General features: G+C 63.3%; 17 protein-coding genes. 9 read left to right on the top strand and 8 right to left on the bottom strand.

The genetic code is table 11. The annotated features are described in order from the left end of the window. The first annotated feature begins 531 nt into the window (after positions 1–531). The 4 genes from IWX81_RS12235 (at position 532) to IWX81_RS12220 (ending at position 5,697) form a co-directional block, all read left to right on the top strand. On the top strand, positions 532–1,836 hold the full coding sequence (locus IWX81_RS12235) for an ABC transporter substrate-binding protein (protein WP_199281586.1): 1,305 nt from the start codon (positions 532–534) through the stop codon (positions 1,834–1,836). A gap of 83 nt (positions 1,837–1,919) precedes the next feature. Further along, on the top strand, positions 1,920–2,840 hold the full coding sequence (locus IWX81_RS12230) for a carbohydrate ABC transporter permease (protein ID WP_199281585.1): 921 nt from the start codon (positions 1,920–1,922) through the stop codon (positions 2,838–2,840). Continuing rightward, positions 2,837–3,727, top strand: a complete 891-nt coding sequence (locus IWX81_RS12225) for a carbohydrate ABC transporter permease (protein ID WP_199281584.1) — start codon at positions 2,837–2,839, stop codon at positions 3,725–3,727. The genes IWX81_RS12230 and IWX81_RS12225 overlap by 4 nt, the downstream gene beginning before the upstream one ends. Before the next feature lie 5 nt (positions 3,728–3,732). Continuing rightward, positions 3,733–5,697, top strand: a complete 1,965-nt coding sequence (locus IWX81_RS12220; protein WP_334594070.1) for a beta-galactosidase — start codon at positions 3,733–3,735, stop codon at positions 5,695–5,697. A 129-nt stretch (positions 5,698–5,826) separates the two neighbouring features. Here the strand turns inward: IWX81_RS12220 and IWX81_RS12215 are convergent, their stop codons facing one another. The 5 genes from IWX81_RS12215 to IWX81_RS12195 all read right to left on the bottom strand — a co-directional run bounded on the left by IWX81_RS12215 (position 5,827) and on the right by IWX81_RS12195 (position 12,156). Beyond that, positions 5,827–6,837 carry a TerC family protein gene (locus tag IWX81_RS12215; RefSeq protein WP_199281583.1) on the bottom strand — a complete coding sequence of 337 codons (1,011 nt, stop codon included), beginning with the start codon at positions 6,835–6,837 and terminating at the stop codon, positions 5,827–5,829. A gap of 222 nt (positions 6,838–7,059) precedes the next feature. Then, a complete protein-coding gene (locus tag IWX81_RS12210) occupies positions 7,060–7,899 on the bottom strand; it encodes a DUF6671 family protein (RefSeq protein ID WP_199281582.1) in 840 nt (279 codons plus the stop codon). Next, positions 7,896–8,213 carry a P-II family nitrogen regulator gene (locus tag IWX81_RS12205; RefSeq protein ID WP_199281581.1) on the bottom strand — a complete coding sequence of 106 codons (318 nt, stop codon included), beginning with the start codon at positions 8,211–8,213 and terminating at the stop codon, positions 7,896–7,898. The genes IWX81_RS12210 and IWX81_RS12205 overlap by 4 nt, the downstream gene beginning before the upstream one ends. Then, positions 8,210–10,645: a DUF2309 domain-containing protein gene (locus IWX81_RS12200; RefSeq protein ID WP_199281580.1), complete on the bottom strand. Its 2,436-nt coding sequence runs from the start codon at positions 10,643–10,645 to the stop codon at positions 8,210–8,212. Before IWX81_RS12200 ends, IWX81_RS12205 begins: the two co-directional genes overlap by 4 nt. After that, on the bottom strand, positions 10,642–12,156 hold the full coding sequence (locus IWX81_RS12195; protein ID WP_199281579.1) for a proton-conducting transporter transmembrane domain-containing protein: 1,515 nt from the start codon (positions 12,154–12,156) through the stop codon (positions 10,642–10,644). The genes IWX81_RS12200 and IWX81_RS12195 overlap by 4 nt, the downstream gene beginning before the upstream one ends. A gap of 106 nt (positions 12,157–12,262) precedes the next feature. Between IWX81_RS12195 and IWX81_RS12190 the strand changes: the two genes are divergently transcribed. Further along, the gene (locus IWX81_RS12190; protein ID WP_199281578.1) at positions 12,263–12,544 is read left to right on the top strand and encodes a helix-turn-helix transcriptional regulator; all 282 of its coding nucleotides are present in this window, start codon (positions 12,263–12,265) and stop codon (positions 12,542–12,544) included. 245 nt (positions 12,545–12,789) lie between these two features. Then, positions 12,790–13,437 (top strand): phosphatase PAP2 family protein, encoded by a 648-nt coding sequence (locus IWX81_RS12185; protein WP_199281577.1) that lies wholly within the window; start codon positions 12,790–12,792, stop codon positions 13,435–13,437. On the opposite strand, the gene IWX81_RS12180 is transcribed toward IWX81_RS12185, so the two are convergent. The 3 genes from IWX81_RS12180 to IWX81_RS12170 all read right to left on the bottom strand — a co-directional run bounded on the left by IWX81_RS12180 (position 13,434) and on the right by IWX81_RS12170 (position 16,549). Beyond that, positions 13,434–14,864, bottom strand: coding sequence for an MFS transporter (locus IWX81_RS12180; RefSeq protein ID WP_199281576.1), 1,431 nt, complete (start codon positions 14,862–14,864; stop codon positions 13,434–13,436). The genes IWX81_RS12185 and IWX81_RS12180 overlap by 4 nt on opposite strands. Before the next feature lie 99 nt (positions 14,865–14,963). Beyond that, on the bottom strand, positions 14,964–15,773 hold the full coding sequence (gene ppk2, locus IWX81_RS12175; protein ID WP_199281575.1) for a polyphosphate kinase 2: 810 nt from the start codon (positions 15,771–15,773) through the stop codon (positions 14,964–14,966). Between the two features lie 44 nt (positions 15,774–15,817). After that, positions 15,818–16,549: a phosphatase PAP2 family protein gene (locus IWX81_RS12170; protein ID WP_334594064.1), complete on the bottom strand. Its 732-nt coding sequence runs from the start codon at positions 16,547–16,549 to the stop codon at positions 15,818–15,820. Between the two features lie 148 nt (positions 16,550–16,697). Here IWX81_RS12170 and IWX81_RS12165 point away from each other — a divergent pair, with 148 nt between their 5' ends. From IWX81_RS12165 to IWX81_RS12155, 3 genes are read left to right on the top strand one after another with little or no spacing between them, the layout of a single operon-like run. Then, complete coding sequence (locus tag IWX81_RS12165) at positions 16,698–18,632, top strand: amylosucrase (protein ID WP_442977749.1); 1,935 nt, start codon at positions 16,698–16,700, stop codon at positions 18,630–18,632. Beyond that, positions 18,629–19,432 (top strand): DUF1206 domain-containing protein, encoded by an 804-nt coding sequence (locus IWX81_RS12160; protein WP_199281573.1) that lies wholly within the window; start codon positions 18,629–18,631, stop codon positions 19,430–19,432. The genes IWX81_RS12165 and IWX81_RS12160 overlap by 4 nt, the downstream gene beginning before the upstream one ends. Positions 19,433–19,460: 28 nt before the next feature. Then, positions 19,461–19,805, top strand: coding sequence for a cupin domain-containing protein (locus IWX81_RS12155; protein ID WP_199281572.1), 345 nt, complete (start codon positions 19,461–19,463; stop codon positions 19,803–19,805). The last annotated feature ends 10 nt before the right edge of the window (positions 19,806–19,815 follow it).

Here is a 19,815-nt window from a genome sequence, read left to right as displayed (position 1 = left end):
GTAAATTTCCGGCGTGGTGCGGTCATGCGGTTCTCTACTTTCAGTGAACCCTCATTTTAAGAGGGCCCACTGTCCGAGATATCCGCAGCAGCCCAGTACTCAGTCGGAGCGTCTCAGGGGAACTAGTGCGGTGAATGGTGAGTAAGCCCTCGGCGCCGGCAGCGCTCTGACGAGTTTCGTTCAACAAGGTCCTGTGCAGCTGCCGGATGTGTTGCGGCATGCGGTCTGATGCACACAACAGGGCGATCACTACAGCCGTTTCGGTTCCGACGATCCAGCTTCCAGCCGGGCATTCCTGGGCTCTTCAGGGATGCGAGGGAGCGCTCCGAATATCCTCTTGACTTCGCTAATGTTTCCGGTAACACTAAGCATGTTGCCGGAAACATCTAGCGAAAGAATCTTGCACACCCGGCACGTGTGTCGAATGCGACAACCATCGTGTTCGACACGTCACATCCAAAGCAGTCCACACTCATCAACAACATCCATTCCAGAGAAAGAACTACGATGCGTCAGAAAACGAACACAGCAATGAAGCTGGGTGCCGTCGCAGCTGCAGCAGCCCTCGCCCTCACCGGGTGCACAGCATCCAGCGCTCCGTCCACCTCAGAATTCGACGAGGCCATGGCAACACCGACGACTATCACCATGTGGTCGTGGGTGCCAGGTCTCGAAAAGCAGATCGCCCTGTTTGAGGAGGCCTATCCCGAGATCACCGTAACGCTCGAGAACGTCGGACAGGGTGGTGACCACTACACCAAGGTGCGCACGGCCCTCGAGGCGGGCACCGGCGCACCCGACGTGATGCAACTGGAGTACCAGTACGTTTCGTCGTTCGTGCTCACCGACAGCCTTCTGGATCTCAGCGCCTACGGTGCTGCAGACGTCGAGGACCAGTTCACCCCGTGGGTGTGGGCTCAGGTGTCCAACGGAGATTCCGTTTACGCGATTCCGCAGGATGCCGGCCCCCTCGGCAACCTCTACCGGGAAGACCTTCTCACTAAGGCCGGCATCACCGAGGCTCCGGCAACGTGGGAGGACTACGCGACCGCGGCTGAAGCAGTGAAGTCCTCTACCGGTTCATACATCTCCAACCTGGCCCCGAATGAGTCAGGTGCGTTCCTCGGCCTGCTGTGGCAGGCAGGAGCTGCGCCGTTCTCCTATGACGGCGCCGAGACCGTGTCTGTCGACGTCAACAACGCCAAGAGCCAGGAGGTCGCCGCTTATTGGCAGGATCTCATCGACCGCGACCTCGTATCGGTGGATCCCGACTTCACCGACGGGTGGTACCAGGGCCTCGCCAACGGCACGTATGCCGGGTGGCTGACCGCCGCCTGGGGGCCGCTGTTCCTGCAGGGGACCGCTGCTGACACCTCAGGGCTGTGGCGTGCAGCGCCGCTCCCTCAGTGGGACGCGGCGAACCCTTCCTCGGGCAACTGGGGTGGATCCTCGTCTGCTGTGCTGAAGACGTCCGAGCACCCGATTGTCGCAGCGGAGCTCGCCAAGTGGTTGAACACGGATGAGACAGCGACTGAGCAGCTCGCGACCGAGCAGTTCCTCTTCCCCGTGCGCACCGCTGTGCTCGAGTCCCCGGCTTTTGCCGACCAGGAGTCCGAGTTCTACGGTGGCCAGACCGTCAACCAGACCTTCGCCGACATTTCAGCGACCGTCGACACCAACTTCGCCTGGCTCCCGTTCCACGATTACGTCGCGTCGAGCTTCAACGACACGATCGGCAAGGCGATATCGGAGAAGGGTGACCTGGCTGCTGGCCTCGATGCCTGGCAGGATTCCATCGTGAAATACGCCACGGAGCAAGGCTTCACAGTGAAGTAACGCCGTAACAACGCCCGGGAGGGCCGGCCAGTGCCGGTCCTCCCATCTCCCTGCTCCACCTCGCCTGAGAAGAAAGATCCGTCATGACGACGATGTCTGGCACCGCCCTCCGCCGCAAAGGGCACAACCGCCGCAAGTTGGTGATCACTGCCTACGCGCTCATTACGCCGTTCTTGCTCGTGTTCATCGCCATGCTGATCGTGCCCCTCGGGTATTCCGGGTTCCTCAGCCTCTTTCAGTCGAAACTCATCGGCGGTGAGGTGTTCTCTGGCCTCGACAACTTCGTCAAAGCCCTAACCGACCCGCAGTTTCTGAGCGGAATCGGACGAATGCTGATTTTCCTGGCCGTTCAGGTGCCGATTATGCTCGGGCTTGCGCTGTTTTTCGCTCTCGCCATCGACAGCGGAAAGCTGCGCGGAAGCCGGTTCTCCCGACTCGCGATCTTCGTTCCTTTCGCCGTACCTGGCGTTGTCGCCACTCTGATGTGGGGCTACCTGTACGGACGCGACTTCGGGCCCATAGCCCAGATGTTTCGGGCCGTCGGCCTCCCCACCCCGGATCTTCTGTCGTCGCAGTGGATGCTGCAATCGATGATGAACATCGTCACCTGGGAATTCGTGGGATACAACATGATCATCATGTACGCCGCACTGCGCGCGATCCCCATCGAGCTCTACGAAGCGGCAGAGATCGATGGCGCAGGACCCATTCGGATCGCATGGAGCATCAAAATTCCCGCAATCCGACCCGCGATCATCCTGACCCTGATCTTCTCCGTTATAGGCACATTTCAACTGTTCAATGAGCCGAGCCTGTTGGCCAAGATCGCACCCAACGTCATCGGTAGCGCCTACACACCCAATCAATACGCGTACACGTTGGCATTCGTGTATCAGGATGCGAACTACGCCGCCGCGGTCGCTTTTCTCTTGGGGATATTCATCATGGTGATTTCTTACGTGGTGCAACTGACGAGCCAGCGCGCCTCAAGGAGGGCCTCATGACCTCACTTTTCGCGCCGAATCGTGCCAAGCGCAACATTGCTCGCGACCGCAGAAGCATCCCTCTCACGGTCGCGGTGTGGATTGGTGTCGCCTATTTCCTGTTGCCGATCGCCTGGCTGGCGATCGCGTCGACCAAGTCCAACGCGGATCTTTTCAGCACCTTCGGGTTCGCCTTCGGCAACGGCTTCAACCTGTTCTCGAACATCGCCGATGTATTCGCCTACAAGAATGGCGCGTTCTTCCAATGGACCTTCAACACCATCGCCTACGCCGGGGTGAGCGCTGTCGGCGCAACTGCTCTGGCGACGGCCGCAGGATACGCGTTCGCAAAATTTGAGTTCCCCGGGCGCAATATCATCTTCAGCATCGTTCTCGGCGCGATCATGATTCCCGCCACCGCTTTGGCCCTGCCGACGTACCTTCTCTTCGCGGGCGCCGGCGTCACCAACACACCGTGGGCAATCATCCTCCCCTCGCTCGTGAGCCCGTTCGGGGTCTACCTGATGAGGGTTTATGCGGCCGACTCCGTGCCTGACAGCCTGATTGAAGCGGCCAGAATCGATGGCGCATCAGAAACACGCATCTTCCTTTCCGTCGGCGTCCGGTTGATGGCACCGGGCATGGTCACTGTCTTCCTCTTTGCGCTCGTCGGTGTGTGGAACAACTACTTCCTGCCCCTGATCATGCTGTCGTCGTCGTCGTTGTATCCCCTCACGGTCGGGCTGGCTCAGCTGCAGGCGCAGAGTTCCGGCGGTGGGGGCGCGACCGCTGTATTCTCCACGGTCATCACGGGGTCATTCATTTCGATCGTCCCCCTCATCGTCGCGTTCCTCTTTCTGCAACGGTATTGGCAGTCAGGGCTCGCAGCAGGAAGCACAAAGGAGTAGGAAACGTGATCTGGTTTGGTGGGGACTACAACCCCGAGCAGTGGGATGAGTCTGTCTGGGATGACGACATTCGGCTGATGGCCGAGGCGCACGTCTCTATGGTCACCGTAGGGGTGTTCTCGTGGTCCATGCTCGAGCCCAGTGAAGGTAACTTCACGTTCGAATGGCTCGACAGGATTCTCGACAAGCTTCACGCTGCGGGCATTCGCGTCGACCTTGCGACTGCGACAGCATCCCCTCCGCCGTGGCTGACGCACAACTACCCCGAGGTGCTGCCGATGACGGAACAGGGTGTGCGTCTCCAGGCCGGCAGCAGGCAGCAATACTGCCCAAGTTCCCCGGTGTTTCGCCGGCTCGCGACTCGACTCGCCAGCGAGATCGCCCAGCGGTACGCCGGGCATCCGGCGCTGGAAATGTGGCACATCAACAATGAGTACGGATGTCATCTCAGTCATTGCTACTGCGATGTCTCAGCTGTGGCCTTCCGGCAATGGTTGGCGATCAAATACGCGACAGTGGATCACCTCAACGAAGCGTGGGGAACCGCGTTCTGGTCACAGCGATATGGCTCGTTCGAAGAGATCCACACGCCCAGCGCGGCGCCCTATTTCAAGAACCCCGGCCAGGTTCTCGACTTCGATCGATTCAGCTCCGATGAACTTCTCGAGTGCTTCAGGTCGGAGGCGCAGGCAGTCCGCGCCATCAGCCCCGGCGTGCCACTCACCACAAACTTCATGGGCTTTTTCAAGCCGGTCGACTATTGGAAGTGGGCGGCCGAGATCGATGTCATCTCTGATGATTCCTACCCCGATCCGGCCGACCCGGATTCGCCGATGATTGCGGCGATGAGTCGTGACCTGATGCGTTCTCTCGGCTCGGGAAAGCCATGGATTCTCATGGAGCAAGCAGCAAGCGCCGTTAACTGGCGTGATGTGAATGCCGCGAAACCAGAGGGCATGATGCGGGCATGGTCCTATCAGGCCATCGCTCGTGGTGCCGACGGAGTTCTCTTCTTCCAATGGCGCCAATCCGTGAGAGGGGGAGAACGCTTCCACTCCGCCATGCTTCCTCACACGGGCACCGATACCGCAAGCTGGCGCTCCATTACTCAGCTCGGTCGTGAATTGGTCGATATGCCCGCATCCGGCGACAGGATCAGCCCGGCATCGACGGCAATCATGTTCGACTGGGACACCTGGTGGAGCATCGAACAGCCAGGGCTGCCTGCCACATTGTCCTATCTGGAGCTCGTGCGGGGCTGGTATCGACCCCTTTACGAAGCGGGGGTGGCCGTTGACTTCGTGAACCCTGCCTCCGATCTCGCGGCATACAAAGTCGTGATCGTGCCGTCGCTCTTCGCGGCGGCGGCCTCCTCCATCGAAACGCTTGCGGCGTTCGGCGAGTCCGGCGGTACATTGCTGGTCACCTTCCAAACTGCAATCACTGACGAATCCGGGCAGCTCACGCCGGGCGGCTATCTCGGTTCGCTCGCGACCACTCTGGGCGTGCGTATCGACGAGTTCTTTCCTCAGCCCCACCGTCACGAGGTGCAGATGAATGGCCCCCTGGGAAGAGGAGTGGGAACGGTGTGGGCCGAGCGATTGATCAGCCACGACGCCGAGGTGATGGCGCACTTCACTGGTGGTCCGCTTCAGGGGTGCCCGGCGGTGACGCGAAAATCCTGGGGTGCTGGTGCAAGTTGGTATGTCGCAACGGAGCCCGACGATCGTTCGCGGAAAGCAATCATCGAGCAGGTTCTATCAGATGGAAAGGTCGAGGAATCAGGGGTTGTCGCTCCGGCGGGGGTTGAGGTTGCCGTGCGCGGCGGGCGGCGCTTCATCATCAACCACACAGATCGCGAACAGTCCTTTGAAGTTCATACCGGGCACGGGGCCGACGCGCCCCAGAAGCATTCACTGGGGGCCTATGGGGTTACGGTCCTTGCTGAACAGGGGGCTCTCGTGTTGTAGGCACCGACACAGCACGCGTGGGGAGGGAAATATCTGGCTCGTTCCCGCCCAGTTTCTCTATTCGCATCGGCCCCAGACGAAGCCGACCATGACCTTTCATCACCGTCATGATCGCAGGAGCCGCGGTGCCTACTTGCCACTCGGCCCGTGAGACGTGGTGGTCTTATCGAGCGTGACCGGCACGTTCCTGGTCTTGATGAGACTTGCGATAGTCGCAACCGCGATCGTGGTGCCGATAAAGAGAAGCGAAAACCAGATCGGGATGTCGAACGCCCATGGGACCGATTGGCCGCCGTTGATGTACGGGACTTCATTGACTTTGAGCGCATGGAGCACCAGCTTGACGCCGATGAAGGCAAGAATCACCGCGAGTCCCTGGGCCAGGTAGATGAGGCGCTGGAGGAGTCCGCCGATGAGGAAGTACAGCTGACGCAAGCCCATGAGGGCGAACGCGTTAGCGGTGAAGACAATGTACGCCTCGTCTGTCAGGCCGAAGATCGCAGGAATCGAGTCGACCGCGAAAATGAGGTCGACGAAGCCGATTGTGACAAGAACGAGCAGCATCGGCGTCACGAACCGGCGGCCGTTTTTGAGGATCGTGAGCTTGTCGCCGTGGTACTCGTCGGTCACCGGCAGATGACGCCTCACGAAACGCATGAAGCGACCGTTGGCAGGGTCGGTCTCGCCATGTGTGAAGGCCTGGCGGTACGCCAGCAGCAATAGCAGCGCGCCGAAGACGTAAAAGATCCAGGAGAAGTTCGCGATGAGAGTTGCGCCTACGGCGATAAAGATGCCTCGCATGACCAATGCGATAGCGATGCCGATCAGCAGGACCTTCTGTTGAAATGCACGCGGGACGGCGAATGCCGTCATGACGAGGAGAAAAACGAAGAGGTTGTCGACCGAAAGAGCTTTCTCGGTCAGGTATCCGGCAAAGTACTCGCCGCCAAACGTCCATCCAGAGATCATGCCTATACCGACCCCGAAGAGCAGAGCAAGGCCGATATAGAACGCAGACCACCACGCGGACTCCCGAATCGACGGCTCGTGTGGCGTTCGCACATGGGCGAAGAATTCGACGATGAAGAAGGCGATCGTCACGGCGATCGTGATGATCCATATGAGCGGGGACACGTTCATGTGGGGGCTCCAGTCCTGGCGTCAAAACCACGCCAAGGTCTTCTCCATTCTCGGGAACGAGAACCGGTGACCCGGGATGCACCAAGCATCCGTAGTGACGAGCCGACCGTAGTGGAGTACTCCCCTTGATGACACCGAGAATACTGGGATCCGCAGATCGCAGACTGGGAATCTGCCTTGCGAAGCACCCTGCTCACGGTCGGCGGGGATGGCCGAGTCGGGCTAAGGATTGCAGTGATCGCACGTCGCTGGGTTCGCGTGCTTTTCGGGACGTGGGAGACGGTGCTGATGGTCGCAGGCACCACATCCGAGGATGTCGGCGACGATAGCGGCGGTGGGGTTCTCGCAGAGCGAGCACAGGAGACCCGCCTCGGTGTCTACGAGTCCGTAGCCGGGAGTGCGGCAGGTCGGGCATGTGGTGGCAAGGCGGTCCGCCATGCGGTCGCAGAGGGCTTGGATGTGGCGGGCGCGGGCGGGGGATTGGTGAGCGCGATGGTCGGGCATGAGGGTGAGCCTCATGCCCGCGCGAAGACCGCCCGCGACAAGGTCGGCGAGCCTGTCCGGCGACGTAATGTCTTTGTGGGTGAGCACAGCATCGTCGGACCGGGCCTGCAGGGTCAGTCCTTGTTCGGGAAAGTGAATGGTCTCCGCGTAGTGGATCGCGTCCCCTACGTTGCGCACGGTTCGGCCCGAAGGGAGGGGTGAGAGTTCGCTGGATTGTTCGATGATCCGGAGCCCGCGAAGCTCGTCGATGAACAGCAGGATCTCGGTGTTGCGCTGGCCGATGAGGGTCGGGACGAAGCTGCCTTCCGACGCCATTCCGAGAGACCGTCCGGTGACGTGCATCCCCAGCCGCGCTTTCACTGTGGCAGCGGCGAGCGGGCTCAGGATGCGGGGGATGTCTCCGGCGAATGTGCCGAACTGGTCGGTGTCGAGCTGGTCGGGTGCGATCACGTCAGCGCCGAGCCGGTCGGCGAACGCCGGAGTGGCGAGCGCCTCCTTGTGATGCATCGTCGCGAACACGATGGTCTCTCCCCTATAGGCAGAGCGAGCTGTGGTCATTGAAAGTACTCGGGTCTCGACACATAGGTGTCGGCGACGAACATCACGCCACTGGAGCTGTTGAGCAGTTCACGCACCGCATCGATGAGCTCGCCCGCCTTGCCCTCAGGCAGCACGGTAATGAGCATCGTCAGGGTGTCGTACTCGTTGAACAGCAGCGACCCGGAGTGCTGCCCGTGATGGCCGATCCCGGACACCCCTGACACTGAGGTGTAGCCGGTGGCGCCGGCGGAGCTGATCAGTTCCCGGATCGCTGGCGCGTCGCGGGCGGGCACGACGATCTCGATGCGGGTCATGCGGGTGAGGTTGTTCATGTGAGGGTCTCCTTATTCTGGCGGGCGGTAGCAGGGGTTGCGGGTGTCCATCCATTGCTGGTGTATCGATGCCATGTGTGGTGGATCTGGTTGCGGGCTGTAAGGGAGATCCACTCGTTGTCGAGCAGGTTCCGCAGCACCTGGTTGCCCGAAACGATGCGGCCGATCCGCTCGAGGGGCGCCTCGATCACAACACTGAGGCGCATGGGTTCGTGAATCAACTCGCGGCCGAATCCGACTGACTGCCAAGGCAGCCCGCGGCGCAGATCGCCGCGGTGGCCCGCCAGTACGCCGAGCGTGCCGACCGCGTTGTGGATCGTCTTGGTTCCAGCGCCAAGGATGCTCGGGTTGAGCGCGGAGAAGTAGTACTGGTGGTTGATCCACTGCGCCACGATCAGGGGTGCCGTCATGATCGTCTCCAGCGCCGAGCCGTCGGGGTCGCTCTCGGTGCGATAAGAATGCAGGAAGACGCGTCGACCGAGGTCAACGTCCCGGGTCAACTCCCGCGGACCGATGATCATCGCAGCGTTACCGGCCAGGCCCAGCTCGGGGTACACCTCGGCCCAGTCGTCGGCCCGTCGCCGAACATGCGCCACTGTGCGTCGTGTGCGCGCGCCGGGGAGGTCGCGGGCGCGTTCAGCTACGAGCCGTTGTCCCGCCTCCGCCTGGAAGTTCTCGAACTCCAGGACTCGGTCGAGGTGCGACGTGGGGATGTCGTGTCGGTCGAGCACGGTGACGGTGTCGCGCACGGTGTCGTGCTCGGCCGCGACGAATACGGTGTCGTCTGGGATCGCGAGGCCGCTGCCCGCCAGGACGGTTCGCACCTCGGGGTCGTTGAACAGGGCTGACGCTGCCCGGGCGTTGGCTCCGCCCGGGTTGCCGCCGCAGGCGCCGCAGTCCAGCGCCGACTGGTAGAGATTATTGATGGAGTGGGAGCCGTGTCCGGTGAGCACAACGAGCGGGGCGAGCCGTGTCAGCCCCATCATCCGCAGCGCGGTCGCCGCCATCGCCGCCCGCTCGTCGAGGGTGAAGCTTTCGCTCATGAGCATCCGGGTGGGAAGGTCATCGGGATCGGGCGAGAAAGCACGCTCCAAGCGGGCATAGACAGAAGGAACGAGGGTGCGCAGAGCTGTTATCGCTCCCGAGAACCAACCGGCAGTCTCGGCGAACGCGAATGGGCTTGTGCTCGTGGAGTCCGCGACATGCAACGCATGGCCGAGCGCACCGCGCAGGCGTGCGGAAGCGACGCTGCTCTTGGCAACGGCGTCATCGAGGGGATGCTCGGTGACCCGGTGGCGAGGAGTGAGCAGCGCCGGTAATGCATTGATTGCGCCTTGCGCGGCATAACGCGAGAATCGGATCGGCACCCCGAAGAACCCGGCGAACCCCAGGGTCTCCACCCCCCGGAAGCGCTCGAGATGCCGTCGAAGGCCCTCCGACCGCGGGTCGATGCACAGCACCACCTGCACGCCAGGGCGCTCGGTCGGCTCGGTGCTCGAGCACAGCCCACTCAACATGTCTGCGCGATAGGCGTCTTCATAGGCCGCCTGCCAGGTGAGCGGATGCTCGGTTGATGGATGCTCGGCCAGCACCCGCGCGACGGCTGCGACGTCCGCCGGCGCGGCGTCGTGCTCGGTGAGCAATCCCGCGATGCGGGCAGCTCGCTCCCACGTGGTGTCGACGGGCGCCACCGGAGCAGGCTCCAGGGAGGCTGGAACGACCCCGAGCGCGCCAGCGAGGGTGAGCCGGACTGCGAGGTAATTCGTCAGGTCGATGTCACCGACCTTCTCAGCACGCCACTTGATGTGTGCCACCCACCCCGGGAGCGGGGCGAGTTGGGCGCGAAGGTAGTCGCGCAGCTCGCCGGTTGCGACCCCGCTCACCGCCTTCTCGAGTGCGGCATCCACGCCCTCGGGAGCGCCCGTAATCCGGCGACGCACTGCCCGGGGCGTGGCGGGGTCGACCACGGCGAGCCGACGCCAGGCAGCGTAGAAGCCGTTCTCGCGATGGGGCATGACCCACAGCCCGTCGGGGTTCAGGTAGGCGGCAATCCATGTAGACAGGCAGTTGTCGAGCGCGGTGTCCTCGGCGGGTGCAGAGGCCGGCGCGACGACCGGGTGCTCGATCATGTCCAGCGCCGCGATGGAGGATGCGTGCAGCGACGTTCCCCCGACCCGCATGGTGTGCCCGAGCACCGGAAACCTCGTGACGAGCGTTCGTTGCAGTGCTTCTATCGGGATGCGTCCCCGATGGAAATCGGTAGTGAAGTCGGCGCTCGAGCGGGCGACCAGCACGTGGGGATCCCTACTTGATCCGAACGCTCGGCCCTCGCCCCCCGCGAGAGGGTTCACGGCGATGAATGAGTCCAGCGGCCACGCGGGCACGATGTCCTGAGCGGCAGCGGCGACCTGGGCGCGGAGAACGAGACTCATCGGGGTAGACCTTTCGTGGGGGACAACCGGGGTGTTGTAGCAGTGAGGGCTCGGGCGTAGACCCGGTCGCCCAGCCAGGACGTCATCCGACCGCGAGCGAGCAGATCGAGGGTGAGTAGCGCCGCTGCCGGGATGGTGACGAGCCAGGCTGGCGCTGGAGCCGACGCGGCAACGGGACTGAGCGCCACGGAGAAAGCGTCGAGGAATCCGACGTATGCGAAGATCAGCGAGAAAATTCCGACGCTGCCGATCAGAAGCGTGCGGAGGGTGAAGCGGCCGATCAGGGCCGCGGCCAGTGTGATCACACCGGTTGCGGTGACGAATGCGAGCAGGGCGAGGCTGGCCGGGGAGATCGACGAGGCGAGCAGCGCCTCGGCGACAACCACGCTTGCCACTGGGACCACGATGGCGAGGAGCACGGCGAGCACTCGTTGTGCTCCGTTCGCGGGTTTCCCGGCGGGCCGGTTCGCGTCGGCGAGATAGCGTCGCACGCCGAGCCCAGCCCCGAGGAACAGGGAAGACTTGAACAACGAGTGCGCGATGAGGTGGAAGATCGCCGCGGCGTAGGCGCCGAGGCCGCAGGCCATGATCATGAAACCCATCTGCGCCATGGTCGAGTAGACGAGCCGGCCCTTCACGTCCGGGCGCACGAGTCGGGCTGCGGATGCCCAGACCAGAGTCGCGGCGCCGATCAGCATGATCGCGATCATGAGCCATTCGTACGCAGAAATGACGGGTGAGAATCGCACCAGCAGGATTGCCCCGGCGTTGACGACCCCTGCGTGCATGAGGGCGGAAACCGGGGTCGGCGCTGCGAGGGTGAACGGCAGCCACCCGTGGAAAGGAAGCTGGCTCGAGTGGGCCAGCGCCGCGATGACAAGCAGGACCGCCACCGTCGGACCAAGCGGCTCCGCAAGCGAGCGGGCGATCGACCCGAGCTCGCTCAAGGGCTGGTCCCCTCCTCCGGCGACAACGAGGACCCCGACCGCCACGAGCAGACCCGCATCCGCGATCGCGAATCGCAGAGCTGTGCGACGGACTCCCTCCCGCGCCTGTGCCAATTCCGGGTAGGTCGCCAGTGCCGCGACGAGGGCGGCCCCAGCCGTCACCCACGCAACGGCGAACACCACAACAGAGGCCGCGCACACAAGCAGCACGGTGGCGGCCGTCAACGCGGTCGCCGAGACCACGAACCAGCGCTGCCGACGGTCCCCACGCAGGTAGCGCACCGCGAACGACTGGATCACGGCGCTCAAGCCGAGCACGAGCATCGATAGCACGACCGAGAGCGGGTCGAGTTGCACGCTCGACGTGCCCAACTCGACATTCATCGGCCCGGTTCTCCCAACGGATATCGCAGCACCGGTAGCGAGCACGAAGCCAGCGCCCGTCAACCCGGCGGCAACCCGGGCAACGAGGTTCGGAGAGAAGCTCCTCTGGCCGAGGCTCGCCGCGATTACCACGGTCGCCCAGGGCAGGGCGAGCATCAGCGCCAATATGAGCTCACTCATTACACGTCCTTCGAAGCAAGAAACCTAATACACGAAATGTATAGCACACTATAGATGTCGTGAAAAGAATCAGCCGCATCTGACGTCGCTAGTGCACAATGGGGAAATGGCCCAGTGGACGTTTCTCACCAACCACGCTCATGTCCTGCTGTGCGTGGCGGAGAACCCCAACGTGCGTCTGCGCGAGGTGGCGACGCTCGTGGGCATCACTGAGCGTGCGGCCCAACGCATCGTCGCCGAACTCGAGGACGCTGGATACCTCGAACGCGAGCGGGAGGGGCGGCGCAACCTCTACCGACTCAAGCCCGACATGCCCTTGAGGCATCCCCTCGACCGCAATCACCAGATCGGGGAGCTCCTCGCGACTTTCGCGAATTCCACATCCTGATCCGGTCATGGAAGGTTTCAGAACTGACGACACAGAGTGAGCAGAAACACAGCCGCAGCCGCGGGCTGTCATCTCTCGCAAAGACCTACAACCGTGTCAGCGTGGTCTCCCTCGACCTCGGCTTCGATACGTCATCATCAGTCGACAATGCTGGTTACTCCTACGTCACCCCCTTCGATGCTGCATCAGAATTCGAAGTCGGATCCCTCATCTGTGCTCCTCCCGGCCGAGCGTAGGATCGTGCGATGACCGAGTCCGCGCCTGACCCCCGCCGGGCTCGCAACCCCCGGATCGCCTTCGCCGTAGGGCTCCTCGCCGTCCTCGCCTGCATCGGTGGCGGCGGAGTCATCGCCCTTCTCGGCAACGGTCCGCTTCCGCTGGATGTGGCGTGGTTCGACGTCAGCAACCGCACCCTGTCGCCGTGGATCCTGGCGGTCTCTCGCTTCCTCAACGACGCGGGGGCACAGGTCGTCGTGGGCGTCGTGCTGCCGGTGGCGGCAGCGATCCTGTTCCGGATCCGCGGTCAAGGGTGGGCCGCGGTCGCCGTTCTGCTGTGCGGGATACTGAGCGCCCCGCTCGTGGCCGCAATCAAATCGGCGCTGGAGCGTCCACGCCCCGATGATCAGCTGATCCCGGTGTCACTCAGCGCCTACCCCTCAGGGCATGTCGCGAACCTGGTCGCCGTGCTCGTGGTGCTCGCCCTGATTCTCAGGTGGCGCTGGTTCACGGTGCTGGCCGTGGTGCTCTCCATCGCGATGGCGCTCAGCCGCACGTACCTCAACGTGCACTGGATCAGCGACGACATCGGGGAGATGCTGCTCGGCTCCGGGCTCGCGCTCATGGTGTGGGGTGCGCTCGCGAGGCGCATCCGGGCTGAGAATTCCCGGCCCTAGTTCGAGTGGCGCTCAGTCATTTCTGGCACGGTGGATGGGTCTGACTCTGCGTCGTCTGATGCCACGACTTCGGCGGCATTCAGGTACTGCGCAGAGATGCGGCGGTACGACTTCGTCAGGAACGCGGCAGCGGCCGCGATCGTCATCAGGATGCCCGCAACGAGGAACACGAGCGCGATCCCCCGAGCCTGCCCGTCACCCAGGAGCCAGCCGAGGCTCGCCCGCCCCGGGTCGGAGTTCATGTACGGGATGATCAGGAACTCCGCGATCGGGGCGATGAGGAATGCGGTGATGGGTGCCGCGGCGGATTCGAACGCCGCAGCGAACCCGAAGACCCGCCCCTGGGTCGTGAACGGCACGATCTTCTGGATGACGGTCTGCTCCGATGCCTCGACCGCGGGGATCAGCGCCATGTACACCCAGATTCCCGCGGCATACAGCCACCACCACTCGCGGATGGTGAACAGCGCACCGAGCACACCCATGAGCATGACGAGCAGCAGCATCGTGCGGATCGGGTTGCGCCCGAGCCCGAACCTGGCGACGGCGAGGCCCCCGATGATGAAGCCGGTCGAGCTCACCCCGAGCACGATTCCCCACAGCTCGACGGGGAACAGTTCGAGTCCGTACGGATCCATCAGAGCGATGTAGACGCCGCCTATCAGGTTATTGAACGTGGAGAAGATGATGAGGGCGAACAGCCCGGTTGCGGCGCGAACTGCCGTGACGCTCCCGCGGAGGTCGACGAGGGGACGACGCTCGCCATCGTGGGCTGGCCGTTCCTCCGGGATGCGCAGGAACAGCAGGTGTGCGAGTGCGGCAGCCGAGAGCGCGATGGCGATCACGAGAGTCCAGCCCATGCCGAGCAGCCCGATCGACAGGCCGCTGAAGACGCTCGTCACCAGGAACGCGAGCCCCTGCACGGTGCCGACGAGACCGTTCGCGTTGGCGTGACGTTCGGTCGGGATCAGCAGGGTGACGGTGGTCGACAGCGCGATGTTGCGCATGTTTTCGATGACCGCCCCGAACAGGATGATGCCGCTGAACAGCCAGAACATCGGGGCGCTGAAGTCGAGCAGCATGGCCTCGGGGAATACGAGGAAGAGGCCGCCGCTGATCGAGAAGGCGATGAGCGTCACGAGCCCGGCAACCACCATCACCGCGTGTTTTCGATGGCGGTCGACAATGGTGCCGAACGCCATCGAGAACACGGCGACGAGCAGCATGTATGCACCGCCGATGATGCCGGTCGCGAGCACCGAGCGCGTCTCGAGGTAGACCCAGAACGTGAGCGCGAACCAGAGGAAGCTCGTCGTCACGTTCGCGACCGCGGTGTTGACGAGCACCTGGGCGAACGTCTTCGACCCGCCGGGCGGTGGCTCGATAGCGGCAGACGGTAGTGCTGACGCTTCGCCTGGTGTTGCCATGGATGCTCCTCGCCGACAGTCTCCGCCCAGTGTATGTGGACACCATGAACATGTCGAGAGTGGAGTTGCTGCCGTCGAGCATGCCGCCCGAGGCTTCGGCTATTTCAACGTCGACGCATGATCCGGAACGTATCGGTGGCTCTCTTTTGCTGGACGTGCGTACTCGTCATCGGTGGGCCTGGCCGGGATCTTCACCTTCTGCGGAGCGAGCTGTTCATACGGCACCTGCGACAGCAGGTGCCTGATCGTATTGATGCGAGCCGCGCGCTTGTCGTCGCTCTCGATGGTCCACCACGGCGCGTGATCGGTGTCGGTGCGATCGAACATCTCGTCTTTCGCCCGTGAGTAGTCGGCCCATCTGGTGATGGATGCCACATCCGTGTCAGACAGTTTCCACCGGCGCAGCGGGTCTTTCTTGCGTGACTTGAAGCGCTTCTCCTGCTCCTGGTCTGAGACCGAGAACCAGTATTTGACGAGGATGATGCCATCGTCCACGAGCAGCCGTTCCACGAGGGGAGCCTGCTGGAGAAACTGCTCGTACTGCTCCGGTGTGCAGAAATCCATGACCTTTTCGACGCCGGCGCGGTTGTACCAGGAACGGTCCATGAGCACGATCTCGCCGGTAGTGGGAAGCTTCTCGATGTATCGCTGGAAGTACCACTGGCCCTTCTCCCACTCGTTGGGCTGGGGAAGCGCAACCACACGGGCCGAGCGGGGGTTCAGGTACTGCATCACCCGCTTGATGGATCCACCCTTCCCGGCAGCGTCGCGACCCTCGAAGATCACGAGAATCCTCGCGCCGGTTTCTGAGACCCATCGCTGCATGGTGACGAGCTCGGCCTGGAGCCGACTCAACTCCTTTTCGTACGACTCCTTCGGTATCTTCCTGGCATCGGTTGCCTGAGACATTCGAGCGTCCTTTCATCGAAAATTCATCGGGGGATTGCGCGATTTTAAGGCTTCACTCGCATCGTGCGGTAGGTGTCGAGACCGATCACTCCGCCAAGTACTGTCAGCGACAGGAATACCGAGGCCAGCGCGTCGGAAGGCCAGTGGTACCCGAGGTAGATTCGGCTCACTCCCGCCACGATGATCAGCACGCCCGCGATAGTGAACGACAGCGCTGCGGTCTTGGGTCGAGCACGGCGTGAGAAGACCAGGTAGGCGATGAGCAACATGAAGTCGGCGGCGCCGGCTACGTGCCCTGAGGGGAAAGACGGAGTCAGGTCTGCACCGAACAGCATCTGATCCAGCGGGGGTCGTTCCCTGCCGACCACACGGGTGACAACCTGCACCACGAGCAGCCCTGCAGTCATGCCCATGGTGAAGAGCAGGGGGCGCCAGATGTGCTTGGACCGGATGCTCCAGCCGATGGCCACGATGAGAACAGCTATCGGCACCGCCACGGGCCCGAAGATGATGGCCAGCCAGATCATCACTGCCGTCAGCACCTCGGAGTGCGTACTCAGGAGCCACTCGAGGAATGGTTCATCGATAGGGGCGACCTCGCCCTGGGTCACCACGATCGTGAGAAGGCTGACGAAGCCGACCAGTCCCACGATCGCGAGAGTCAGGGCCCAACGATAGGACGCGCGTTTCGTCGACGCTGAGACACCGCGCACCTCCACGATGAACTTCTCGCGGAACGAGGGCGATGTCGGGCGAGGCGGGGCGGCGTTCGACACTGTGATTCCATCCTGCGCTGGAGGCGCCTCGCACTATCCGTTCATCACAATATTGCGCGTGGGGGGATCTCGGCACCCATTGCCTCCGGAGCTCCCGTGTGTGTTGCGCGACGAGCCCACATCTTTCTGGCGCCGCGGGACGCAGCTGATGCGCGAGAATATGAACGCGGCAGCTTGCCAACGATGCGAGGAGACGACTTCTGTGGCCCTGACAGCGTCCGAACGGTCCACATTCGACCGGGCCTTCGAGCAGCACTTCCCCCGACTGGAGCTGCTGTTCGAGCGACTGTACGGTGACGGGGCCGCGGCTCGCGGCATCCTCTCCGGTGTCGCCGACGACCTGCTGCGGTCGTTCACCGAGCGCCCTGACGACCTGAAGGCGCTCGATGTCTCCCGCACGGCCGACCCCGGGTGGTTCCGTTCCGAGCGCATGCTGGGGGCCGTCTGCTATGTCGACCTCTACGCCAGCGACCTCGCCGGGCTGAGGGATCGCATCCCGTATTTCCAGGAACTGGGCCTCACGTACCTGCACCTCATGCCGCTCTTCCGGGCACCGGCGGGAAATTCAGATGGCGGATACGCCGTCTCCAGCTATCGCGACGTGCGCGCCGACCTCGGAACCATGGCCGAGCTCGCCGCCCTCAGCAGGGAGCTTCGAACTGCGGGAATCTCCCTCGTCGTCGACTTCATCTTCAACCACACCTCGGACGAGCACGACTGGGCCGTCCGCGCGCGTGACCAGGAACCCGGTTTCGAGGACTATTACTGGATCTTCCCCGATCGCACGATGCCTGACGCCTTCGAACTGACCACCCGCGAGGTCTTTCCCGACGACCACCCTGGATCGTTCGTGCCGCTGCCCGACGGCAGGTGGGTGTGGGCCACGTTCCACAGCTTCCAGTGGGACCTCAACTACACCAACCCCGCCGTGTTCCGGGCGATGCTCGGAGAGATGCTGTTCCTCGCCAACCAGGGCATCGAGATCTTGAGAATGGATGCCGTTGCCTTCATCTGGAAGCAGCTCGGCACGGCCTGCGAGAGCCTCCCCGAGGCACATATGCTCCTTCAGGCATTCAATGCAGCGTGCGCGATCGGGGCACCATCCCTGCTCTTCAAGTCCGAAGCGATAGTGCACCCTGACGAGGTCATCGAGTACATCGATCCCGAGGAATGCCAGCTCAGTTACAACCCGCTTCAGATGGCCCTGATCTGGAGTTCGCTCGCCACGCGCGATGTCGCACTGCTCCGCCAGGCGCTCGCGGGTCGCAACGAGCTGCCAGCGGGCACGAGCTGGGTCAACTACGTACGCAGCCACGACGACATCGGCTGGACCTTCGCCGATGAGGATGCCGCCGAGCTGGGGATCGACGGATTCGAGCACCGGCGCTTCCTCAACGCCTTCTACGTCGATCGGTTTCCCGGCAGCTTCGCACGCGGCGTGCCGTTCCAGGAGAACCCGAGGACGGGAGATGCCCGGGTATCCGGGACGACAGCATCGCTCGCAGGGATTGAGGCGAGAGATCCCGAAGGCGTCGGCCGTGTGCTGCTCGCGCACTCCATCGTGCTCAGCACCGGCGGCATTCCGCTGCTCTATCTCGGCGACGAGGTCGGCCAGCTCAACGACTACGGCTATATCGACGATCCGGGCAAGGCCGGTGACAGCCGGTGGGCGGGCCGACCGCCGTATCCGTCCCAGGCCTACGCAGAGCGAGACGACCCCCGCACGACCGCAGGAAAACTCTTCGCCGGGCTGCAGTCGTTGATTCGCGTGCGCAGGCAGACACCGGAGTTCGCGGCGGGCGCGCTCGAGATCTTCGACACGTGGCATCCCTCGGTGCTCGGATACCAGCGGTTCGCGGCCGACGGCAGCCGGGTGCTCGTATTCGCGAACTTCGCCGACACAGTCGCGACGGTGGATTCCGCCCGCTTCGCCGCCGTCGAGGCACAGTGCACCGACCTCGTTACCGGTGCCGCAATCGACCTCGCGCGTGGGCTGATCCTTACGCCGCACGAGTTTGTGTGGTTACGTGAATCTGGACAGTCTTCAGTCGACAGCGAACGGGAAGGGACGGTGCAACCATGAGCGCATCAGTCGAGAGCACAGCCCGAGGGGCCCGGGATTCAAAGGTCTTCACGAATCTGGCCAGGCTCGGTTTCGCCGTCAACGGCCTGATGCACGTGATCATCGGCCTGATCGCGATCGGGGTGGCGACGGGTGGCGGGGGCAGCGCTGACCAGTCCGGAGCCCTGGGGCAGTTGTCCGGCAACCCGGCTGGAACGGTCATCCTCTGGGTGACGGCCGTCGGTCTTATCGCGCTGGGTGTCTGGCTGATCGTCAGCGCCCTTCTGTTCCCGAGCCAGGACAAGAAAGAGAAGGCCAAGGAACTGGTCACCGGTCTCGGAAAAGGAATCGCCTACCTCGCCGTCGGCGGCACGGCCGTGACGTTCGCGAGCGGTGGCTCCAGTGATGGCGAGAGCCAGGTCGACAGCCTGAGCGCTTCTCTTCTCGCGGCACCGGGCGGAGTCATCGTGCTGTGGGCCCTGGCGCTCGTGGTGATCGGCATCGGCGGGTACTTCGTGTTCAAGGGTGCGAAGCGTCGCTTCATCGACGATATCGCGCTGCCCGGCGGCACGGCAGGTCGGGCGGTCGTTGCGCTGGGTATTGCCGGATATGTTGCGAAGGGCGTGGCGCTCGCGTTTACCGGTGTGCTGCTGTCGATCGCGGCCGCCACCGCCGACCCCAGCCAGGCCGCTGGCCTCGACGGGTCGCTCAAAGCCCTCGCCGAGTTGCCGCTCGGCCAGGTCATCCTTATCCTCATCGGCCTCGGATTCGTGGCCTACGGCGTTTACTGCTTCGTGCGCGCGCGGATTGCGCGGCTGTAGCCGCCGAGGCTTTCGGTAGGGTCGCATCATGACGGATCTGCTTCGGCCTGGCTTCGCGATCGATGCGCTCACCGCGCCTGTCACCACGGAGCCTCTGCCGTCCGCCCAGATCTCCTCGGGGTCGCCGTCGGCGGGAGAGCTCGAGCTCGTGGCCGGCGAGACGGAGATCGGAATCTGGGAGCACAGTCCCGGAACGTCGACCGACGTGGAAGTCGACGAGGTCTTCGTCGTGCTGTCGGGAAGCGCGACTGTCGAGTTCATGGAGTCAGGAGTCGTGCTCCGGCTAGCGCCCGGTGTGGTCGCGCGGTTTGCTGCGGGTACAGCGACTCGCTGGACCGTTACCGAGACCATCCGCAAGATCTATATCGCCTGAACATCGGAAC

It is taken from the genome of Salinibacterium sp. CAN_S4 (assembly GCF_015752305.1).
In the GTDB taxonomy this organism is placed as follows: domain Bacteria; phylum Actinomycetota; class Actinomycetes; order Actinomycetales; family Microbacteriaceae; genus Rhodoglobus.
Note: the sequence above shows the minus strand (reverse complement) of the source record. Positions and strands in the feature narration are given on the sequence as shown.

Bases quoted from the DNA above. Each gene is read 5' to 3' on its own strand.
- IWX81_RS12215 (WP_199281583.1), bottom strand. From the start codon at position 6,837: ATGAACGTGTCCCCGCTCATATGGATCATCACGATCGCCGTGACGATC.
- IWX81_RS12180 (WP_199281576.1), bottom strand. From the start codon at position 14,864: ATGGCAACACCAGGCGAAGCGTCAGCACTACCGTCTGCCGCTATCGAG.
- IWX81_RS12235 (WP_199281586.1), top strand. From the start codon at position 532: ATGAAGCTGGGTGCCGTCGCAGCTGCAGCAGCCCTCGCCCTCACCGGG.
- IWX81_RS12210 (WP_199281582.1), bottom strand. From the start codon at position 7,899: ATGACCACAGCTCGCTCTGCCTATAGGGGAGAGACCATCGTGTTCGCG.
- IWX81_RS12155 (WP_199281572.1), top strand. From the start codon at position 19,461: ATGACGGATCTGCTTCGGCCTGGCTTCGCGATCGATGCGCTCACCGCG.
- ppk2 (WP_199281575.1), bottom strand. From the start codon at position 15,773: ATGTCTCAGGCAACCGATGCCAGGAAGATACCGAAGGAGTCGTACGAA.
- IWX81_RS12205 (WP_199281581.1), bottom strand. From the start codon at position 8,213: ATGAACAACCTCACCCGCATGACCCGCATCGAGATCGTCGTGCCCGCC.
- IWX81_RS12165 (WP_442977749.1), top strand. From the start codon at position 16,698: ATGCGCGAGAATATGAACGCGGCAGCTTGCCAACGATGCGAGGAGACG.
- IWX81_RS12200 (WP_199281580.1), bottom strand. From the start codon at position 10,645: ATGAGTCTCGTTCTCCGCGCCCAGGTCGCCGCTGCCGCTCAGGACATC.
- IWX81_RS12230 (WP_199281585.1), top strand. From the start codon at position 1,920: ATGACGACGATGTCTGGCACCGCCCTCCGCCGCAAAGGGCACAACCGC.
- IWX81_RS12160 (WP_199281573.1), top strand. From the start codon at position 18,629: ATGAGCGCATCAGTCGAGAGCACAGCCCGAGGGGCCCGGGATTCAAAG.
- IWX81_RS12225 (WP_199281584.1), top strand. From the start codon at position 2,837: ATGACCTCACTTTTCGCGCCGAATCGTGCCAAGCGCAACATTGCTCGC.
- IWX81_RS12195 (WP_199281579.1), bottom strand. From the start codon at position 12,156: ATGAGTGAGCTCATATTGGCGCTGATGCTCGCCCTGCCCTGGGCGACC.
- IWX81_RS12185 (WP_199281577.1), top strand. From the start codon at position 12,790: ATGACCGAGTCCGCGCCTGACCCCCGCCGGGCTCGCAACCCCCGGATC.
- IWX81_RS12190 (WP_199281578.1), top strand. From the start codon at position 12,263: ATGGCCCAGTGGACGTTTCTCACCAACCACGCTCATGTCCTGCTGTGC.